The 19162-nt window shown below is 64.1% G+C and carries 22 protein-coding genes and 1 tRNA gene; 12 read left to right on the forward strand and 11 right to left on the reverse strand.

Going from position 1 to position 19162, the window contains the following annotated elements:
- Positions 1-224: 224 nt before the first annotated feature.
- Positions 225-1847 (forward strand): glycosyltransferase family 39 protein, encoded by a 1623-nt coding sequence (locus QCM77_RS36700; protein WP_347882420.1) that lies wholly within the window; start codon positions 225-227, stop codon positions 1845-1847.
- 9 nt (positions 1848-1856) lie between these two features.
- Here QCM77_RS36700 and QCM77_RS36705 read toward each other — a convergent pair whose 3' ends face one another.
- From QCM77_RS36705 to QCM77_RS36715, 3 genes are all read right to left on the reverse strand, one after another.
- A complete protein-coding gene (locus QCM77_RS36705; RefSeq protein WP_279660812.1) occupies positions 1857-2003 on the reverse strand; it encodes a hypothetical protein in 147 nt (48 codons plus the stop codon).
- A gap of 54 nt (positions 2004-2057) precedes the next feature.
- Positions 2058-3308: a multidrug effflux MFS transporter gene (locus QCM77_RS36710; protein WP_279660813.1), complete on the reverse strand. Its 1251-nt coding sequence runs from the start codon at positions 3306-3308 to the stop codon at positions 2058-2060.
- A 223-nt stretch (positions 3309-3531) separates the two neighbouring features.
- Positions 3532-3620, reverse strand: a tRNA-Leu gene (locus QCM77_RS36715).
- Positions 3621-3826: 206 nt separating this feature from the next.
- Here QCM77_RS36715 and QCM77_RS36720 point away from each other — a divergent pair.
- Complete coding sequence (locus tag QCM77_RS36720; RefSeq protein WP_279660814.1) at positions 3827-4237, forward strand: twin-arginine translocation pathway signal; 411 nt, start codon at positions 3827-3829, stop codon at positions 4235-4237.
- Positions 4238-4241: 4 nt separating this feature from the next.
- On the opposite strand, the gene QCM77_RS36725 is transcribed toward QCM77_RS36720, so the two are convergent.
- Positions 4242-5444, reverse strand: a complete 1203-nt coding sequence (locus tag QCM77_RS36725) for an FAD-dependent monooxygenase (RefSeq protein ID WP_279660815.1) — start codon at positions 5442-5444, stop codon at positions 4242-4244.
- A 19-nt stretch (positions 5445-5463) separates the two neighbouring features.
- Complete coding sequence (locus tag QCM77_RS36730; protein ID WP_007602543.1) at positions 5464-5709, reverse strand: zinc-finger domain-containing protein; 246 nt, start codon at positions 5707-5709, stop codon at positions 5464-5466.
- A 306-nt stretch (positions 5710-6015) separates the two neighbouring features.
- Between QCM77_RS36730 and QCM77_RS36735 the strand changes: the two genes are divergently transcribed.
- Both QCM77_RS36735 and QCM77_RS36740 read left to right on the forward strand, forming a co-directional pair.
- The gene (locus QCM77_RS36735; protein ID WP_279660816.1) at positions 6016-7152 is read left to right on the forward strand and encodes a hypothetical protein; all 1137 of its coding nucleotides are present in this window, start codon (positions 6016-6018) and stop codon (positions 7150-7152) included.
- Positions 7153-7188: 36 nt separating this feature from the next.
- Positions 7189-7944 carry an alpha/beta fold hydrolase gene (locus QCM77_RS36740; protein WP_279660817.1) on the forward strand — a complete coding sequence of 252 codons (756 nt, stop codon included), beginning with the start codon at positions 7189-7191 and terminating at the stop codon, positions 7942-7944.
- On the opposite strand, the gene QCM77_RS36745 is transcribed toward QCM77_RS36740, so the two are convergent.
- The gene (locus tag QCM77_RS36745; RefSeq protein WP_279660818.1) at positions 7930-9306 is read right to left on the reverse strand and encodes a hypothetical protein; all 1377 of its coding nucleotides are present in this window, start codon (positions 9304-9306) and stop codon (positions 7930-7932) included. The genes QCM77_RS36740 and QCM77_RS36745 overlap by 15 nt on opposite strands.
- A 276-nt stretch (positions 9307-9582) precedes the next feature.
- Between QCM77_RS36745 and cysE the strand changes: the two genes are divergently transcribed.
- Together cysE and QCM77_RS36755 are read left to right on the forward strand one after the other, a co-directional pair.
- Positions 9583-10407: a serine O-acetyltransferase gene (gene cysE / locus QCM77_RS36750; protein ID WP_279660819.1), complete on the forward strand. Its 825-nt coding sequence runs from the start codon at positions 9583-9585 to the stop codon at positions 10405-10407.
- Between the two features lie 149 nt (positions 10408-10556).
- Positions 10557-10775, forward strand: coding sequence for a DUF3126 family protein (locus tag QCM77_RS36755; RefSeq protein WP_027567779.1), 219 nt, complete (start codon positions 10557-10559; stop codon positions 10773-10775).
- Between the two features lie 15 nt (positions 10776-10790).
- Here QCM77_RS36755 and QCM77_RS36760 read toward each other — a convergent pair whose 3' ends face one another.
- The gene (locus QCM77_RS36760; protein ID WP_279660820.1) at positions 10791-11498 is read right to left on the reverse strand and encodes a hypothetical protein; all 708 of its coding nucleotides are present in this window, start codon (positions 11496-11498) and stop codon (positions 10791-10793) included.
- Positions 11499-11719: 221 nt separating this feature from the next.
- Between QCM77_RS36760 and QCM77_RS36765 the strand changes: the two genes are divergently transcribed.
- The 3 genes from QCM77_RS36765 (at position 11720) to QCM77_RS36775 (ending at position 14494) form a co-directional block, all read left to right on the forward strand.
- A complete protein-coding gene (locus QCM77_RS36765; protein WP_279660821.1) occupies positions 11720-12049 on the forward strand; it encodes a DUF6949 family protein in 330 nt (109 codons plus the stop codon).
- 91 nt (positions 12050-12140) lie between these two features.
- On the forward strand, positions 12141-12671 hold the full coding sequence (locus QCM77_RS36770; RefSeq protein WP_279660822.1) for a gamma carbonic anhydrase family protein: 531 nt from the start codon (positions 12141-12143) through the stop codon (positions 12669-12671).
- A 128-nt stretch (positions 12672-12799) separates the two neighbouring features.
- The gene (locus QCM77_RS36775) at positions 12800-14494 is read left to right on the forward strand and encodes a PAS-domain containing protein (RefSeq protein WP_279660823.1); all 1695 of its coding nucleotides are present in this window, start codon (positions 12800-12802) and stop codon (positions 14492-14494) included.
- A 28-nt stretch (positions 14495-14522) separates the two neighbouring features.
- Here QCM77_RS36775 and QCM77_RS36780 read toward each other — a convergent pair whose 3' ends face one another.
- Positions 14523-14687, reverse strand: coding sequence for a hypothetical protein (locus tag QCM77_RS36780; RefSeq protein WP_279660824.1), 165 nt, complete (start codon positions 14685-14687; stop codon positions 14523-14525).
- A gap of 146 nt (positions 14688-14833) precedes the next feature.
- On the opposite strand from QCM77_RS36780, the gene QCM77_RS36785 reads away from it, so the two are divergent.
- Both QCM77_RS36785 and QCM77_RS36790 read left to right on the forward strand, forming a co-directional pair.
- On the forward strand, positions 14834-15136 hold the full coding sequence (locus QCM77_RS36785; RefSeq protein ID WP_279660825.1) for a hypothetical protein: 303 nt from the start codon (positions 14834-14836) through the stop codon (positions 15134-15136).
- 101 nt (positions 15137-15237) lie between these two features.
- Positions 15238-15597 carry a hypothetical protein gene (locus QCM77_RS36790; RefSeq protein ID WP_279660826.1) on the forward strand — a complete coding sequence of 120 codons (360 nt, stop codon included), beginning with the start codon at positions 15238-15240 and terminating at the stop codon, positions 15595-15597.
- 181 nt (positions 15598-15778) lie between these two features.
- On the opposite strand, the gene QCM77_RS36795 is transcribed toward QCM77_RS36790, so the two are convergent.
- Positions 15779-16273 carry a hypothetical protein gene (locus tag QCM77_RS36795; RefSeq protein ID WP_279660827.1) on the reverse strand — a complete coding sequence of 165 codons (495 nt, stop codon included), beginning with the start codon at positions 16271-16273 and terminating at the stop codon, positions 15779-15781.
- Between the two features lie 385 nt (positions 16274-16658).
- Here QCM77_RS36795 and QCM77_RS36800 point away from each other — a divergent pair, with 385 nt between their 5' ends.
- Positions 16659-17402, forward strand: a complete 744-nt coding sequence (locus tag QCM77_RS36800) for a DUF5131 family protein (RefSeq protein ID WP_279660828.1) — start codon at positions 16659-16661, stop codon at positions 17400-17402.
- Here QCM77_RS36800 and tcmP read toward each other — a convergent pair.
- Together tcmP and QCM77_RS36810 are read right to left on the reverse strand one after the other, a co-directional pair.
- Positions 17358-18299, reverse strand: a complete 942-nt coding sequence (gene tcmP / locus QCM77_RS36805; protein ID WP_347882421.1) for a three-Cys-motif partner protein TcmP — start codon at positions 18297-18299, stop codon at positions 17358-17360. The genes QCM77_RS36800 and tcmP overlap by 45 nt on opposite strands.
- 113 nt (positions 18300-18412) lie before the next feature.
- Positions 18413-19144, reverse strand: a complete 732-nt coding sequence (locus QCM77_RS36810) for an aspartate/glutamate racemase family protein (RefSeq protein WP_279660900.1) — start codon at positions 19142-19144, stop codon at positions 18413-18415.
- Positions 19145-19162 lie beyond the last annotated feature (18 nt).

Genomic DNA, 19162 nt, shown 5'->3' on the forward strand with positions numbered 1-19162 from the left:
GGCACTTCGTCGGCACCTTCGTCCGGATCATCATGCGGCGCCGCTGTCATCAGCGGCGCCGTTGTCGTTTGTCGATCTTGGTCGGTGCCGATCTTGGTCTTTTGTCGACCTTGCGCTGGCCGGGAGGGCGGACGCTTTCAATCTTTTCCAGTTTCCAATCATTGCTATTTGTTTCTATCCTGAACTAGATGTGTCGTCCTCGCGCATCACCTTCATTCCTCCATTTGATTCCAGTGCCGATCGATTTTGCATTCCAGGCGAGGGCCGAACGGTCCGATCGCACGCCGGCGCGATGGCGCCGGCCGTTCCTGCGTTGGCTCGATGGTGTCGAGACGGGCTGGGCCGTGCCGCTTCTCATCGCCTGTTTCGTTGCGATCTGGACGCTCTATCTGGCCGTCGCCTATGCCGGCAGCGGCCTGCACCCTGATACGCTGGAGGCCTGGACGCTGGGGCGGCATTTCGCTTGGGGCTATGACAAGCATCCGCCATTGACCGGCTGGGTTGCCGCGAGCTGGACCTCCGTCTTTCCGCTCGGCGACTGGTCACTGCAATTGATGGCGATGGCCAATGCAGGGCTTGCGCTGGTCTTTGTCGATCTGGTCGCGCGTCAATTCGTGACCGGGCACAAGCGAATCCTGGTGCTCTTGCTCCTGATGCTGACGCCGGCCTATCAATTCCACGCCCAGCGCTTCAACGCCAATGCTGTGCTGCTCGCGACGTGGCCGCTTGCGACCTGGTGCTTCCTGCGCGCGTTCGAGACGCGCGCGCCGCTGTGGGCGGTCGCAGTCGGATGCACGACGGCGCTGGCAATGGTCGGCAAATATTATTCGATCTTCCTGGTCGCGAGCTTCGCATTTGCCGCGCTGGCGCATCCGGCGCGACGCGCTTATTTCACGTCGGCTTCGCCCTGGATCTCGGTCGTCGTCGGGCTTACGGCGCTGTCACCGCATCTTTATTGGCTCGCGACGACGGGAGCATCGACCTTCACCTATGCGCTGAACCATGCCAACGGCAACGCTGCGAACTCGCTCGGTGAGGCCAGGAACTTCCTGCTGGGGCTGGCGGCGGCTATGAGTGTGTCGGCCGTGCTCTGGGTCTTGATCGCCGGCACGCGGCTGAAGCAGTTTCCGGCCGACTTCGCGGCGATGAATCCGGGCCTGAGGCTTCTCTTCTACGTTGCCATCGGCACGATTGCGCTACCGGTCCTGATCTCGCTGGTGATCGGCACCGATCTGCCGTCGCTGTGGGCGTTGCAGGGGTTGTTCCTGTTCGCCGTTCTCGTGGTCTGCGGCACGAGTTACCCAATCGAGCGCTTCTACACCGTCAACCTCACCGTGATCGTGGCCGGCGTCGCGCTCGCGGCCGTCCTGGTCGCTGCGCCGATCCATGCCGTCTATCGCAACGATCACGGTTACGAGGAGGGGCGGAATCTCTACGCGCAGGCGGCCAGCGAATTGACCCGCGAGTGGCGCGAACTGACCGGCGAGCCGCTCGTCGCCGTCAGCGGCGACGATTCGCTGGCCTTCGCGACGGCGTTCTACAGCCCGGACCACCCGCACTACGTGCGACCATTCGCGGATCAAGATGCCTGGAGCTTGCCGCGCAAGACGACGCTGGACCGCGGCTGGGCCGCGCTCTGTTTCCGCGGTCAGGATTATTGCAGCCGGTGGATGGAGTGGGCGTCCGGGCGCGCCGGGCACTTCGTCAGGCGCGAGTTCACCGTGCAGGCGCAGCTGTGGGGCCGGCCGGGTCTCACGCGGGAAGTGATTGTGATGATGGTGCCACCCCGTCGAACGCCCGAGAGCGCCGCTGACGATTTCAGCGCCAGCAGGCGCGCGGCGGAATAGGCGTTCCGCTCAGCAGTGGCTGTCGCGGACCCGCTCGAGCCCTTCGCTCGCGAATGGAACGGTGGAGGTGGCCTTCTCGGCGTCGGCGCTCGACGGTGTGCGTTCCGTTTTCGCCTGCTCCGCGGCGTCGTGGTCTTTACGGTGTTCCGATTCCATTGAAGCGCCTTTTCAGATTGTTGCAGTACAACATCGAGAGCGCCGTGAAGTTCCTCACGCGCTGGGGCGATGATGCGGCTTGAACAGCCGTCCCTTTTCCACCACCAGCACGATCGCAAGCGCAGCGAGTGACGACACGAAGAAGCCGACCGAGAACGGCAGCAGCGTGCCGTCGAAGCTTTGCCCGATCGCCATGCCGACGAGGATGCCGATCAACGTCGTTATCGAGCCGTAGAGCGAGGACGCCGTGCCGGCGATGTGGCCCTGCGGCTCCATGGCGAGTGCGGTGAAGTTGGCGACCATCATGCCGAAGGAGAACATCATGAGGGCCGAGAGCACCATGAACAGCGGAAGCGGCAGCGCGCCGAGGCTTTCCGTCAGCAGCATTACGCCCGCCACCGCGGTGTAGAGCGTCAGTGCCCCATGTGAGATCACGCGCATCCCGAGGGTCCCGACGAATCTCGCGTTGAGAAAGCCGGCAATGGCGGTGCCGGCCGCGATCGCGGCGAAGGCGAGCGGAAAATAATGGCCGAGGTGATAGATGCCGGTGAAGACCTGCTGGGCCGAGAATACGTAGGCGAACAGCGCACCCATGACGCTACCAGCGGCGAGCGCGTAGCCGATGGTTTGGCGATGGGTCACGGTCTGCCAGTAGGCCGTGAGCACGTCGGCCGGCGCAAGCGACCTGCGTTCGCTCTCAGGCAAGGTCTCCGGCAGCCGCAGCACGGACCATGCGAGCGCGAGCAGACCGTAGAGCATCAGCACGACGAAGATGCCGCGCCATTGCGTCACCAGCAGCACCGCCTGTCCGAAGGAGGGCGCGATCACGGGGACGGCGATGAATATCATCATCGCAAGCGACATCACGCTCGCCATGCGGCGGCCTACGTAACAGTCGCGCACGATCGAGGTCGCGATCACGCGCGTCGCCGAGGTGCCGAAGCCCTGCAGTGCGCGCGCCAGCAGCAGCGTCTCGAACGACGGCGCGGCAATCGCCAGCACGCTCGCCACCGCGTAGACCGCCATCCCGCCGAGCAGCACCGGACGGCGACCGAAGCGGTCCGACAGCGGACCCATGACGAACTGGCCTGCGCCAAAGCCGATCAGGAAGGTCGACAGCACCAGCTGAAGATGGTTGGCGGCGGGGATATGGAAAGCTGCCCCGATATTGGGCAGCGCCGGGAGCATCATGTCCATCGCAAGCGGATTCAGCGCCATGATGGACGCGATCACGATGACGAATTCGGGGAAACCCATGGGCCGGTGTCCCGCGGACACCCAATCGTCGGCATTGACGTCGGACAAGAAGCTCACCTCTGATATGGGTCTTCTACTTATCGTCCATGCTGCGGCGCACAAGGCATGTTTCGAGATGGCTGACAGGCGGAGCAGGGCCGGACAAGAATTGGTGAGCGCACTGTTCGCGGGCGAAGCCGCGTAGCGCGGCTGTTAGGCAGTCCCGGCGGCACCAGCTTGCTTCGGCGATGTGCCGACGCGTTGCTCCGCCGGACCATCGGCGCAGCTCTCGTGGTGCGGGCAGCCGGGGTCGAACCGGCACAGCGCTTGCGCGCCGAGGGATTTTAAGTCCCTTGCGTCTACCAATTCCGCCATGCCCGCTTGATCCAACGAGATCAATCACTTAAGTCCCTTGCCGGCCGTCTGGAATTGGCGCTTGGTGGGCCGGAGGGGCGGTTCTTCCTTAAGCGAGCCGGCCGCACAAGGCAAAGCCTCAATCCGGACATCCGTTGCTGCTTTAGGCATTCTCAATCCACGGGGACTATTCATCCGGCATGCCTGTTTCGTTTCTCTCTCGCTGTCGCCCTGTGCGCACGCTGCTTCCGCTGAGCTTGCTCTGTGCGGCGCTCGGCGGCTGCGCGAGCGTCAGCGACACCATCAGCCCGGCCTTCGTCGATCCGGCCCGCTATGACCTCTGGGATTGCAAGCAACTCGCACCCGAGCGCAAAAATCTCGTCAATCGCGTCGCGGATCTCGAGCGGCTGATGGCCAAGGCCGAGACCGGGGCGGGCGGCGCCGTGGTGGTCGAGCTCGCCTATCGCAACGACTACATCGCCACGCGGGGACAGCAGAAGCTGATGGAGGAGACCTGGCGCAAGAACAGGTGCCGCGAGAGCGATATGGCGGCGGCTGAGCCGCCCGCTAAGCCGGCGGCTCCGCCCGCACCGGCAGTTGCCGCCAAGCCGTCCAGGCCGAAGTCAGGCGGCGCCGTCAACTGATGCGCTACGCCCGCCAGTCGTGGATCCAGTCCTGCCGCGCCAGCATGCGGTCCGGGCCGAGCGCGCGGATAGCAAGATCGCGTGCGAACGCGAGCGGCCCGCTGAAATGATAGATGCGGCCCTGCTGCCGCGCGGTCCGCTGCACCCGCCGCACGCGCGCCTGGCGCGTACGGCCGTATTGTCTCAGCGCAGCCGTGATGCCCGCGGTGCTCTCGGCGGCCTCAAGGCTCAAATGCTGCGCGAGCACGGCGGCATCCTCGATCGCCATGCCGGCACCCTGGGCCGCAAACGGCAGCATCGCATGCACGGCGTCGCCGAGCAGTGCGACCGGACCTTTGCTCCAGGGACAGTCGTCAGGCACGCCGAACAGCGCCCATTTCCGCCAGCTATCGACCGTGGCGAGCATCATGCGCGCCGGTGGCGGCCAGCGTGGCGCAGCGAAGGCGTCCATCACCTCGCGGGGATCGCCGGGCGTGCTCCAGCCCGGCCTGTTCCAGGTGCCCGGCAGCACCGCGACCACGTTGATCTGGCGTCCGCCCGCGATCGGGTAGGCGACGAGATGGGCGTTCGGACCCATCCAGAGCTGGATCCGGCGCGCGGTGTAATCCTTCGGCAGTTGCGTGGCATCGAGCGTGCCGCGCCAGGCGATCAACCCGGAGAAGCGCGGCTGCACCTCGGGAAACAGATGCTGGCGCACCGTCGACCAGATGCCGTCGGCGCCGATCAGCGCACTGGCGAGATCGCTGCGGCGGATCGTGCCGCTGCGGTGGACGACGGTCAGCCCCTTGGCGTGAGGCGCGACGTCTTCGAAGGTCGCGCCGAGTTTCAGGTCGATGTCAGGATGGTCGGAGACTGCGCCGGCGAGGGCGGATTGCAGGTCGGCGCGGTGCACCACCCAATAGGGAGCGCCGGCGCGCGCCGTGGCGGCTTCTCCCAGCGGCATGCGCAAAAGCTCGCCACCGGCCCGCGCGCTCATGATCGAGACCGCCTCCGGGATCACGGCGCGCAGCTTGAGGCGCTCGCTGAGGCCGAGCTCGACCAGCACGCGGCTGGCATTGGGGGAGAGTTGCAGACCGGCGCCGACTTCCTCGAGCCGCTCGGCCTTTTCCAGTACGACGATGCGGAAGCCGCGGGCCGCGAGCGCAAGCGCACCCGTCAGTCCACCTATGCCGGCACCGGCGATGACAATCGTTCGGGAGAGCGCCACCCCTGACCGATGGACGCGGTCAGGCCACCTTGTCCTTCAGGACGCATTCCGGCGGACGGGCTTCGCCCGCCTTCAGGTCGGCGGCGAAGCGGTACAGCGTGGAGCAGTAGGGGCAGATGATCTCGTTGTCGTTGCCGAGGTCGAGGAAGACGTGCGGATGATCGAACGGAGGATTGGCGCCCACGCACATGAACTCTTGCGAGCCGATCTCGATGACGGGGACACCGGCATCGTTATGGAAGTGCGGGACGACATGGTCGGACATCGTAACTCATCCTGGAGTGGCAATGGCGGCAGATACTATCAGAACTGACGCGGCATTATTGAGGCGCCGCGGACCATACTGGTGGGTGCAGATGATTGCTAGTCCAGCGGAACCGAAAGCTCCGCAATTGCCCCATGCTCGTTTGCTCATGCAAATTCGACACAATCTTGCGGCCTGAGAGAAGCCCTTCTTTCGTCGGGGACGTTGTGTCGCAATTTTGGCATACTATGTCTGTTGACGAGCGTAATTGCGACGAAAGACGAACCGTCAGGCGTCAACGATCTCAGGACCGTCCAGGCTTTCCGCATGAAGTGGCTGCGAATCAGCACAGCGTTGACCGGTATCGCGGCATGCAGCTTCATGCTCGCGCAGGTAGCGCCGCATGCCCGCGAGGCCGGCGCGATTCTGGCCGTCCAGGACGATCCCGCCGCGCTCTCCGACATCAAGCTCGACGCGCTGCTGCGGCACAACGATCGCCTCATTCAGGACAACATCGAGGCTGCGCTCGCATCGGGCGATGCCGATCTCGCCGACAGTTTTGTCGCGCTGGCGCGCGACCGCAACATCGCGCTGCCTGACGATCTCCTGAGCCGTGTCAGCGACGCGGTCAAAGCCGAAAATTCCACCTCGCATTTCGCAAAACGGTTTGCCACCGGCCTCGTCACCGGCAACGCGGACGATGTTGCGAGCCTGTCGGGAACCGTGGCCGGCGATCTCTTCGTGATCGGCGATATCAGGGACGTCGTGCGCGAGGGCAAGCACCTCGCCATGGGCGAGGAGACCGATCGCCTGGTGCTCGGCCTTGCGACTGCGGGACTTGCGGTGACGGCCGTGACTTACGTCTCGGTTGGCGGCGCCGCGCCGGTGCGCGCCGGACTGACGCTGGTGAAGGATGCTCGCAAGGTGGGACGGCTCGGCGAAGGGCTCGCGGTGTGGGCCGGCCGGTCCGCGCGCGAGGTGGTCGACGCGCCGATGCTTCAGAATGCGGTCGCAAAGGGTTCGGTGTTCCGTCCGGGCGAGACCGTCAGCGCGATCAAGGCCGCGTTCCGCGTCGAGAAGGCCGGGGCGCTGGTTCGGCTCGGCAAGGACGTCACGCGTGTCGTCGAGAAGACCGGCACGCGCGGCGCGATGGATAGCTTACGCATCGCCGAAGGTCCCAAGGACGTCGCACGCGCGGCGCGGCTCGCGGAAGCGCAGGGCGGCAAGACGCGCGCGATCATGAAGCTGCTCGGCCGCGGCGCGCTGCTGCTGATCGGCGGTGCGTTCGATCTCGCGCTCTGGCTGTTCGGTGCGGCCCTGACGCTGTTCGGCCTGTTGTCTTCGATCAAGGCGACGACGGAGCGCCTGACCCAGGCCTGGTGCGATCGCAGACGGGCGCGGCGACTTCGCCGGGCCCGGATCGCGGCCGAAGCCGCTCTGGCAAGCGCTGCCGTCACGGCCTAAGATCGACCTCTTCCCCTCAAGATTGCGGAACTGATGATGCCGAGCTTTCACAACGGCGCCGTTGAAATTGCCTATCTCGACGAAGGCGAGGGCGATCCGATCATCCTGGTGCACGGCTTTGCCTCCAGCAAGAACGTGAACTGGGTCTATCCGACCTGGGTCTCGGAACTGCGCAAGAACGGCCGCCGCGTCGTTGCGCTCGACAATCGCGGCCATGGCGAAAGCGCAAAGCTCTACGAGCCCGCGCAGTACTCGATCCCGACCATGGCCGGCGACGTGCTCGCGCTGATGGATCACCTCGCCATCCCGCAGGCCGATCTCATGGGTTATTCGATGGGCGGACGGATGACGGCCTGGCTCTCCCTCAACGAGCCGCAGCGCCTGCGTTCGGCAATCCTGGGCGGCATCGGTATCGGCGGCCTGATCGAGGGCTCGGGGCCGGGCGAGAACGTGGCGAAGGCGCTGGAAGCGCCTTCTCTCGACGACGTCTCCGATCCCGTCGGGCGCACCTTTCGCGCGTTCGCCGATCAGACCCGTTCCGACCGCAAGGCGCTGGCCGCCTGCCTGCGCGGCACGCGCGATCTCATGACGAAGGATGAAGCCGCGCGCATCGATGTGCCCGTGCTGATCGCGGTCGGCAGTACCGACGACGTCGCGGGCTCCGCCAGCGCACTCGGTGCCATCATCCCGGGCTCGGAAGTGCTCGACATTCCGAACCGCGATCACATGCGCGCGGTCGGCGACAAGGTCTACAAAACCGGCGTGCTCGATTTCCTGTCACGCCGCGGCTGAAATCTCGTCCGCCGGTTCGTCGTCGCTCAAGCGCCGCGCCAGAGCCATCAGCACCACGAAGGTGCCGACCCATACCATCCGCGCGCCATAGCGGTCGTGTGGGCCCGAGATCACGCCGCAGATGAAGGCGTTGCCGACCAGCGCCAGCACGACGGTTGCTGCCAGCAGTGTCAGATCGTCGAGCCGGCGATTCCTGAGCGAAAGCGCGAGCAGCACGACCAGCGCCAGCATCGAGGCCAGCGCGACGGGAACGTGCAGCCGGTTGACGTCGTCGAAATTGACTGCCCAGTGCTGCTGGCGCGCCGCGCGCATCGGCGCGACCTGCGCGGGGATGTAGCGCTCGATGATGCCATAGGTGTGCGGGATCCAGCCATTGGTGCCTTCGCCCGTCGCCACATGCAGCAATTGCCGGCCGATGGCTCTCAGGGCTGCGCCGGCCTGCCACGCCGGATAGTCGGCGAGCGAATGCACGACAATGTAGCCCATCTCGTCGTTCATGCCTTCGAAGCGGCCGAGCGTGTTGAACATGCTCTTGCCCCACAGGAACTCGTCGGCGCTGGCCGGCAGCTCATTGCGATACGGACAGAGCTTGAAGGTTTCGCGCGCGCAGTGATCGCCAAGATAACGCGCGACGATGCCGTCCTGCATCATGCGACCGAACGCAACGCCGTAGCCGCCGGGCGTCCAGGCCCATTTGCCAGACAAGGCATGGTTCGCCGACACCAGCATCAGGCCGCCGGCGACGATCGTCATGCTCGCTTGGGCCAATCCGGCGATCGGAAGCCGGCGCCCCAGCAACGGTCGCGCCATCCAGCCCGCGATGCAGAGCCCGAGCAGCACGCCGAGCGTGGCGCTGTGGGTTGCGGCGGCAAAGGCGGTGAAGACGAACAGCGAGATTTTTTCGAGCACCGAGGTCCGCTGTCCACCGACGACCAGGAGGAACAGCGACAGCACCCCCAATCCGGCAAAGATGTCGGTGAGCAGCATGCTGGCGAGCCAGGGTAGCGCGGTCGACAGGATCAGGAGCAGGCTGATCGCGACGAAGCGGAACGTCTGCATCAGGCCGAGCACGCGCAAGGTGAGCTGCAACAGCCACAGCGTCGCCACCGACTGGACCGCGAGGTTGATCCAGAAACCAAAACTCTCGCCATAATGCAGGTAGAGGCCGAACACGGCGGAGCGGCTCGGGACAAGATAGCCCTCGTACCAGCGTGCGAGATAGCCGCCGGTATCCCATTGCAACAGCGGATAGCCGTTCCAGAACGCCGGCGCGATCATCAGGAGCGGCAGAGCCACCGCGGCCAGCCGCAGCCAAAATGAGCCCGCGGCGCCTGCGCGCAAATGATCGGTGGTGCTGGTCAAATCCGCTCCGTCCTCGCCCGGACCATGCCCGCAATTACCGTTGAGGCGGAATTCACCAATAGTTTGACGCCGCCCGGCTTGAATTTGGCAAAACCCTGACCATTTTGAGCCGACCTTGCCGCTTGGGGGCGTCGGAAGAAACTGTTGTGATTCAACGCGTTGGCGTGCTTTCGCGGGGCAACGCACTGTTCGCTCTCAGGCAAGCCCGTCAGGACTTTGTCGCCTAGACTGTGTTATAGAGCCAGCAAAACGAGCCAATTCGAAAGAGCAGATCTCATGGCAGTGCATCAGGTCAATCCGGGAGGAAAGCTCGCAACGCTTGATCCGATCTGGGAGCGGATCCGCGGCGAAGCGGAGGACATCGTCCACCGCGAACCGGAGCTTGCGACCTTCATCTATTCGACAGTGCTGCATCACAGCCGCCTGGAAGATGCGGTGATCCATCGGGTCGCCGACCGGCTCGATCACTCCGCGCTGTCCGGCGATCTCGTGCGCCAGACCTATGACGAGGCGCTGCGCGACGATCCCGATCTCGGCAACGCCTTCCGCGCCGATCTCGTCGCCGTCTACGACCGCGACCCCGCGACCTCGCGCTTCATCGATCCCTTGCTCTATTTCAAGGGCTTTCACGCCATCCAGACCCACCGCCTGGCGCATTGGCTCTATCTGAAGGGCCGCAAGGATTTTGCGTATTATCTCCAGAGCCGGGCGTCTGCGGTGTTCCAGACCGACATCAATCCCGCCGCGCGCATCGGCCGCGGCATCTTCCTCGATCACGCCACCGGCTTCGTCTGCGGTGAGACGGCGCTTATCGAGGACGATGTCTCGATCCTGCATGGCGTCACGCTCGGCGGCACCGGCAAGGAGAACGAGGACCGTCATCCGAAAATCCGCCACGGCGTCCTGATCGGCGCCGGCGCAAAGATCCTCGGCAACATCGAGATCGGCCATTGCGCGCGCATCGCGGCGGGCTCGGTCGTGGTCAAGCCGGTGCCGCACAACGTCACCGTCGCGGGCGTGCCCGCCAAGGTCGTCGGCGAAGCCGGCTGCGCCGAGCCGTCGCGCACCATGGATCAGATGATCAACGCCATGGGACTTTGAGATGGGACTCTGAGACGGGGCTTTGAGGTTGCCGGAAGGGCCGGATTTTCCGGCCCTTTCGTCCCCAAATTCTTTGGCAATTCATGCTGGCGGTTCGTCGCGTCTCGTCCTAAAACCCCGCCAACCCAGATTTCGATTGGAGACTTGCCGTGGACGTCAAGGAAGTAAGGAAGCTCGACGCGTATCTGAAACGCGTATTCGGCAATTCCAAGATCCGCGTCGTGCCGCGGCCGAAGAAGGATGATTCCGCCGAGGTCTATATCGGCGAGGAGTTCATCGGCGTGCTCTTCGTCGATGACGAGGACGATGATCGCTCATTCCAGTTCCAGATGGCGATCCTCGAGGACGATCTCGTCGATCAGGAATAATCGTCACCACGAGTATTAGCTCCTTGGCCCGCGCAACTGCGCGGTGAGCCGGTCCATCGCTTCCGCCGCGTCGCGCCATTGCGACAGCCAGCTCCGCGGAAAGCGGAAGGTGAGGTCGGCGCCGCCGACGCGACGTTCGGCGAGGCACATGCCGGGCGTCGCCGCATCGCGCGTGCAGCGCGCGGTCAGCGCGGGACTTGCGGCGGAGTAGAAGTCCTCGCTGCCGTAAGGCGTATCGGCGCGGAACGTCCGCATCGTCAGCCCGTCCGCGGGCATTGCCGCGGCCTGGTCGAGATAGCGCGGATAGATCGTGGCGGTGCGCTGCTCGGGCGAGAGCCCATCGCGATGCGCGGCGATCGACAGGAAGATGCGGTCGATCGGCTGCATCGCCGCATCCACGCTATCGGCGGTGACGTGCTTCGGCGCGCCCGGCGGTTCCAGCGACGGATACAGGAAGTCGAGATCGATCCGTTCCTGCGGGCCTGAGTGGCGCTGGATCTTCATGCGGATCGCAGTCGTCGGCAGGTTGAACAGCGTGCCGCCGACGCTCACCGGCAGCTTGTCCGGGGCGTTTGCGCCGCTCGGGCCCCAGGTCGGCCACAACAAATAGGCGACGAGCGCGACCGCGCACACCGCAGCCGTGCCGCCGAGCACGATCGGGACGACGTGCGCCCGGGTGCGCGTCCGGGGAGACTGAGGGGAGGTTGCCGAAATCACCGTCATGAGCCGCGCGAATGAACCGGAAGTCGGCCGATGGCCGACGAATCAGCGGCGAATATGCCACGCGACGGCGATTTCGCGGAGCGTTCGCCGGCTGCGGGGAAGGGAGAGGGGCCTGCGTGGGATGGCCGGCGGCGTTAACCTTCCCTTAAGGATAATGTAGCGTTAACCGGCACTATTTGTCACAGGAAAGGCTCCGGCGTTGCGTAAGGCGGACCGTTCCGATGACACCTGAAGCTCTCAATACTTTCTTCTCGATCTGCATCGGTTTCGCGCTCGCGGGCGCGCTCGTGAGCGGATACCAGGCGGTCGCGCAGCGGCCCGCCGGCTTCGGCCTGTTGCAGGACGGCGTGGCGCCGAAGACTTTCGCGGCAGTTCCGTTCCTGGTGTTCGCCGCGCCCTTCATCATCATGCGCAACACCCTGGGCGGCATGAAGGTGGAAAGCCGCCGCGTCGAATTCGTGATGATAGCGACCGTCATTGCCGGCTTCTGGAGCATGATGAGCGGCACCTTCTTCCTGATGACGCTGCGCGCGGCCGGCGTTCTGGTCTGATGCGCGCGCTTTAAGGGCTGCCGGCACGGCGGCCCTTTGCGCCAAGGCCTCCGTTTCGCTATGGCTGGGGTTGACGCGACAGGAGACCCTTATGGCGATCTACGAGCTCGACGGGCAGGCGCCCGACCTTCCCGCCGACGGCAATTACTTCATCGCGGAGACCGCCACCGTCATCGGCCGCGTGCGCCTGAAGCCGGGTGCGAGCGTCTGGTTCGGCGCGGTGCTGCGCGGCGACAATGAGTGGATCGAGATCGGCGAGGGCGCCAACGTACAGGACGGCTCGACCTGCCACACCGACCTCGGCTTTCCGCTTCACATCGGCAGCAACTGCACGGTCGGCCACAACGTCATCCTGCACGGCTGCACCATCGAGGAGGGCGCGCTTGTCGGCATGGGCTCGATCGTGATGAACGGCGCCAGGATCGGCCGCAACAGCATCGTCGGCGCCGGCTCCGTCATCACCGAGGGCAAGGAGTTCCCCGAACGGTCCCTGATCATCGGCTCGCCGGCGCGTGTGATCCGCACGCTCGACGACGCCCAGGTGCAGAAGATGGGTAGCGCCGCCAGATTCTATGTCGCCAACGGCCCACGCTTCAAGAACGGCTTGAAGCGGATCGGCTGAGGCACGAGCGGTGCCGGCTCGATCCCAGCATCCCGGCTCTATGCCGTAAAAATACCGGTTGTAACTTTAAGCCTCCGCTAGCGCCGCGACGGTATCGTGGGGCGTTTTCAACCAGGAGGAGTAGCGCCATGGATGCGGCGGCGCTGGGATCCGGGCTCGGCGCCGGAACCAAATTTCTGAAAAAGCTCGTTCGCTTCGTTCGTGGCGTGGATACGCTGAGCGTTGCGGAGAAGGTCTACAGCATTGCGGGCTTTCTCGCGATCGTCACCACCTTCCTGCTGGTGATGTCGATCCAGACCGTCCGCCTGCAGACGACCTACCGCCACATGCACGCCTCCTCGGCGGAGGCCGCGATCAATGTCGGGCGCATCAACACGCTGATCTACGCCATCGTCATGGAATCGCGCGGCATCTACATGTCCTCCGATCGCGGCGCGATGAAGCCGTTCGCTGACGGTCTGGTGCGCCGTAACCGCGAGCTCGCCGAGGCGGTGAAGAGCATGGAGCGGACCGTCGCCGACGACGATGCCGAGCAAGTCTCGAGCTTCCGCCAGCGCATCGCGCAATTCATCGAATTTCGTCGGGAGCTTGTTCGGCGCGGGCTGGAGATCAGTCCGGCCGCGGCGCGCGAATGGGGCGATAACGACGCCAACCGGACGCTACGCAACAAGCTCAACCTCGATCTGGAGGCGCTCGAACGCATCTACAGGCAGCCCGCCAGCGAGGCGGACGAACTTGCCAACGAGAACCGCTATGCCGCGGCTTATTTGTTCGCGCTCGGGCTCGCGGCGCTCATTTTCGCGGGGCTGAACGTCGTCGTGATGCGGGGCTCGGTGGTCGGGGCGCTGGCTGAGATCACGCAAGCGACCGACCGCATTGCCAGCGGCGACGTCAAGAGCGTGGTGCCGCATCGCGGCCGTCACGACGAGATCGGACATCTTGCGCGCGCCGTGCAGAACTTCCGCGACGCGGTGGCGCGCATCTTCGAGCTCGAGGAGCTCGAACTCGGCACCGCGCAGGCGCGCGACGCGGCGATGACCGAGCGCGACAAGTTCAACGACAAGTACCAGGCCAAGAAGTGGCAGCTGTCGGCCGCGATCAACAGCATGCCGCAGGGCCTGATCATGCTCGACGGCAGGGCCAATGTGGTCGCGATGAACTCCAACTACCGCCAGATCTACAATCTGCCGGAGACGATCCAGGCGGGATCGACGCTCGAGGAGATCCTGCAGCATCGGGTCAAGAGCGGGTTGTTCAGCGGCGACGTCGCGAAATATCTGGCGGCGGTTCTCGACCGCATCGCCAGGCGCGAGCCCGCAGCCAACGAGATCGCCTTGAACGACGGCCGCATCATCAGGATCTACGAGCGTCCGATGGATGGCGGCGGCTGGGTCTCGGTGCAGGAAGACGTCACCGAGCTGCGTCAGCGCGAGCGCATTCTCGAGCGGATGGAGCGCTTCCTCGCCACCATCATCGAAAACGTGGCCGAGGGCATCATCGCCAAGGATGCGCGCAACCTGCGTTACGTCTTCGTCAACAAGGCTGCCGAGAAGATGATCGGCATGTCGCGCGGCGAGATCATCGGCAAGACCGCGCGGGAGCTGTTCTCCGCGGAGGCGGCCGAATTGATCGAGCGGCGCGACAAGCAGCTTCTGGCGCAGAAGCAGCAACTCGAGCCGATCGTCGATACCATCGACAATCCCGCGCGCGGGCGCCGCGTGATCTCCGCCCGCCGTGTCCAGATCGGCGGCGCGGGCGAAGAGTCCCACATGTTCGTGACCATGGTCGAGGACCGGACCGAGAAGATGGTGGCGGCCGCATAGCGATCGGCTGCGCCCGGGAGACGAAGCGTCAGCTTCCTTCGGGGGTTCTCGCTTCGATTGCGCTTGCGACCTTCTCGTGTCCGGCGGCCCACAGCGCATGCTCGTCGCTGCCGTCCAGGTAAGGATTGGCCTCAGTCGGAATGTTCTCGCGCGCGGCACGTTCGCCCTCTGCAAAAGGATCGCGATCCGTCATCTGATTTCGCCTGTCTGGTTTGCCTCGTCGAACGCGATCAGTTTGCGCATGATCGTGCCTGCCTTCCCGCTTTCAAGCTGATGCGACGGCATTTGTTCCGGAACCGGTCCTGGCTGCGGCCGTTGACCGGCGAAGGAGAATTTCCGATGGCCAGATCGTCCACAACCCGTTCAATCGAGACCGTCCTCGTGATCTTTGCCCTTGCGGCGATGCCGGCCGTATCGTTCGCGCAGACGACCGGCGGCTCTGCGGGATCGGCGGGAGGCGTCGCCAATTCTCCGGCTCCGCCGCCCGGCACCAACAGTCTGGGTACGGCCCAATCGTCCGGTGCGAATGCCGCCCCCGGGGTCACCACCGGCACCGGCGCAGGTGGGGCGGCTGACGCCACCGTCAACGCCGAGAACCGTATGCTCGACAAGAAGCTCAAGAGCATCTGCCGCGGCTGCTGATCTCGCGCGGAAGTGAGACAGCGTGGCTGTCCGGAATGCCCTAGGGGCGCTAGCTTGGTCCTGCTTTGAGCGTGGAGCGTGTCCACGCGGAGGATCGAGTGATGTTACGCAAGATAATGATGGCGGCGCTGGCCGTCGCGGCAGTCGGACTGTCGGCTCCGCAGGCGGCACAAGCGCGGGGTTTCGGACATGGTAGTGGCGGCTGGGGCCACGGCGGTGGCTGGGGCCATGGGGGCGGCTGGCGTGGTGGCGGCTTCTGGCCGGGGATCGCCATCGGGGCGGGTATCGCCGGCGCCGGTTACTACGGCGGCTATTACGGCTACGGCCAACCCTATTACGGCAATCCCTATTACTATGGTACCGGCTACGACGATGGTGGTTATGGCGGCTGCTACGTGGTGCGGAAGCGCGTCATGACGCCGTCGGGCTGGCGTTTTCGCCGTGTGGATGTCTGCGAATAGGCTTGGCTGTACCCGCCAAAAAAACAAGGCCGTTGACGCAATATACCGTCAACGACCTTGCCAGCCCCGGACATTGAAATCGGCTCACGCCATCCGGTGACGGCGAGCATCGCGCGGAATCATACGGTCGAATGTGATCCAGTTCACAAGTCAAAAAATTTAAAGTCGCGCTACGGGCTGCTCAGCCGCGCGAGCGCTTGCGTGCGCTCGCCTGGGCGCGGTGCCGCGCCGGTTTCCTGCGGGTAACCGAGGCGGGCTCGGCCTCGGTGGTCCGGGCGCTGGCAAAGGACTGCCGAAGGCCGTCGATGGACTCGTTCAGCGTCGCGACCTGCTCGGACAGACGCTTGGTGTCGGCCTGCTGGAATGCGAGCAACCGCTTCACAGTCTGGAGCTGGTCCTGAACGACCTGGAGCTGGTCAATCGATTCCTGCTGGGTCGCCTCCAGCCCCTTGGTCTTCTCAACAAGCTGCTCGGACGCCTGTGCGGTGCGGGCCTGGAGCTGCCGCGACGCCACCACCCGGTCGGTCTCCGGGGCTGCGCCGGTATAGGCGCGCCAGATCGCGATCGATGTCACGCCGGCGATCAGCAGGAGGAGGGCGGCGGCGGTCAGCGCGATGGGCTGGGCGCCGAGGCGAAAAAGCGGGTTGGACGGTGCGTCCTCTGCGAGATCGATCATCGCTGACAAAACCCAAATTGAAACTTGGTGAGTGGCGAAGACCGGCAACCCTGAGGCCGCCGGGGCGTCCCGAAAGCGTTAGGTTTCGGCAAGGAATGGGACCAAAAAGAGGCTAAGAGCAAAAAAACCAGCAACCAGCAGGCCTTGAGGCCTCCGAACGCCCCATCAGGGGCAAAGATCAGGGCTGAAACGGCGAAAACGGCCCGGATTCGATCGCGGCGCCGCATAGGGCCCGAGTCGCACCAGCGATTCCGCAAGCGTCACCGCGGCGGCGACGCCGTCGACCACGGGCAGGCCGTGCTTGGCGCAAAGGACGGCTGCAACTAAAGACCCTTAGGGATAATTTACTGCACTCTGGCAGGTCTGAGCGCCGGGAGGATGCACGATGGCCGAGACTTCAATAGAGTGGACCGACGCAACTTGGAATCCTGTAGCGGGTTGCACGGTGCTCTCGCCTGGCTGCACCAACTGCTACGCGATGCGCATGGCCGCGCGACTTGAAGCTATGGGGGTTGAAAAATATCGCGGTCTAACTCGAAAGAGCGGCGGACGAGCTGTTTGGACCGGTAAGTTAACCCTCGATCGCCGAGCACTTGAAGCGCCCAAAGCTTGGCGCAAGCCGCGCCAAATTTTTGTGAACTCCATGTCCGATCTTTTCCACGCGAATGTGCCAGAGAGTTTTGTTCGCGAGGTGTGGTCGACGATGCAGGCGACACCGCAGCACACTTATCAAATCCTAACCAAGCGTCCCAACCGGATGGCTGAGATCACAGAGGCTCTGCCAACGCTTCAAAATGTCTGGCTTGGTGCCAGCGTCGAGAACGCAGATTGTCTTGATCGCATCAATGATCTACGACGGGTGCGTGCAGCGATCAGGTTTATTTCGTTCGAGCCGCTGCTCGGATCTGTGGCAACTGCCGATCTCTCCGGCATTCATTGGGCGATCGTTGGCGGTGAGAGCGGTCCCCGCGCTCGGTCCATGGACCCAAAGTGGGTGGACGAAATTGAGATCGCTTGCCGTCGTAACGGCACAGCGTTCTTCTTCAAACAATGGGGCGGTAGGAACAAGAAGGCATCCGGCAGACTACTTCGTGGTCGGACGTACGATGAGATGCCGCTTAGGATTTAACAGGTGGTCTCCAATTCGCGTGGCGAGCCCGATCGCTTCTGGTGTTCGATTGGAGATGCACAAAAAGAGAGAGAACATCTGAGGTGCGCGATCGATTGGTAGCGCAAGAGGCTTCAATACTGCACTGAAGATTTCTCCAAGCCGGTTTCGTACGTAGCGCTCCAGTCCTGCCGGATCTAGCTCTCTGCGACGTTCGGGTAACACACCGAACATGTCTGGATCGCCGACGTTCGGATAGAGTTCCTGTTCCCAAGATTCCGAGCCAAACATCCTTGTCAGTGCGGCCCGCTTGTGCTCGTCGATGTCCGTTAGCTTCCTAGTGGCCTGCCGGAACAATCCTGCCAACGGAAACAAAAACCAGACGTCGATCGCCTGTGTTCCAGCGAGTGCTTGAAGAGTTGTCCACTCCACCTCCATTCCATACGGGTCAAGAAAGACCACAGCTCGCTTATCTTTCCAGCTATTGTTGGCGACAAGCCTCTTCAGAGCGGAATTAGCGTCTTCTTCTGCAACAACGATCCTGCGCTGTAGGTTCTTTGCGGCCAGGTCGTTCAGCGCGGAGACATAGCTGCGGTTCTTTTCGATAAAGACGAGGAAGTCGAATTCGGGCCGCCCATCCAATGCAATTTGAGCCGAGCCGCGTCGCCGCTCGATTACTTCCTCGACGGGTGTCTCGACTAACGTCGCACCTTGTCGTTCTGTTCTTACCGTTCGAGTGCCTGTGCCCGCGAAGGCATCAATGTACCAAAGGTTCTTGAAGTGAGGACGAAGCGCTTGGGCAAAGGCGCTTAAGTAGCCCTCGACGATCGAGAGTTTGAGCTCGGTATGTTGCCCACCAAATTCGTGGTCTGCGGTCATTTTTTTGTGCACGCCAGCGGCGCAGGTGCCATTTGCCAATTATAGATCTGGAAAAGTCGTAGTAGTTGCACTCTACTAAAAATAGTATCATTCGAAACGTGATAAAACAACGTGCAATACACTAAACCCTAAGCCAGTCCGCTGACTAAGGTCTAGGGCTGAAACGGCGAAAACGGCCCGGAATAGGTCTTCGATCGCGGCGCCGCATAGGGCCCGAGCCGGGAGGTCTTCAGTCCCAGTCGCACCAGTGATTCCGCCAAGGTCACCGCGGCGGCGACGCCGTCGATCACGGGCAGGCCGTGCGTGGCGGCGAGTTCTGCAGCGAGATCGGCCATTCCGGCGCAGCCAAGCACGATGGCCTCTGCGCGGTCGTCGCGGATCGCGGCCGTGATCTCCGCGGAGATTTTTGCGAGCGCCCCGGTGTTGCGCTCCTCGAGCGCGAGCACGGGGACCTCAGCGGCGCGGACGCGGGCACAGCGCTCGGCGAGGCCGTATTTCCGTAAGTTATGCTCGATCGGCACGATGGAGACACCGAGCGTCGTCACCACGGCGAAGCGCGCAGCGACCAGGCTCGCGACGTGGAAGCCGGCCTCGCCAATGCCGATCACCGGCGCTTTCGCGGCGGCGCGCGCGGCGTCGAGGCCGGTGTCGTCGAAGCAGGCGATGATGTGCGCGTCCGCGCCGTCGCGGTCGGCGTCGCGGATGCAGCCGAGCATGCCGGGCACCGCGAATGCCTCGTCGTAAAAGCCCTCGATCGAGACCGGGCCCATCGCCGGCTGGCGCGCGTCGATCATCGTGTCGGGGAGGGCGACCGCGCGCGCGGCAGCGGCGATCTTCGCCGTCATGGTCACAGTGGTGTTGGGATTGACGACGTGAAGCCGCATCAGATCAGACAAGCCCCT

Origin of the sequence: Bradyrhizobium nivariense (assembly GCF_029846695.2) — a bacterium.
GTDB lineage: Bacteria > Pseudomonadota > Alphaproteobacteria > Rhizobiales > Xanthobacteraceae > Bradyrhizobium.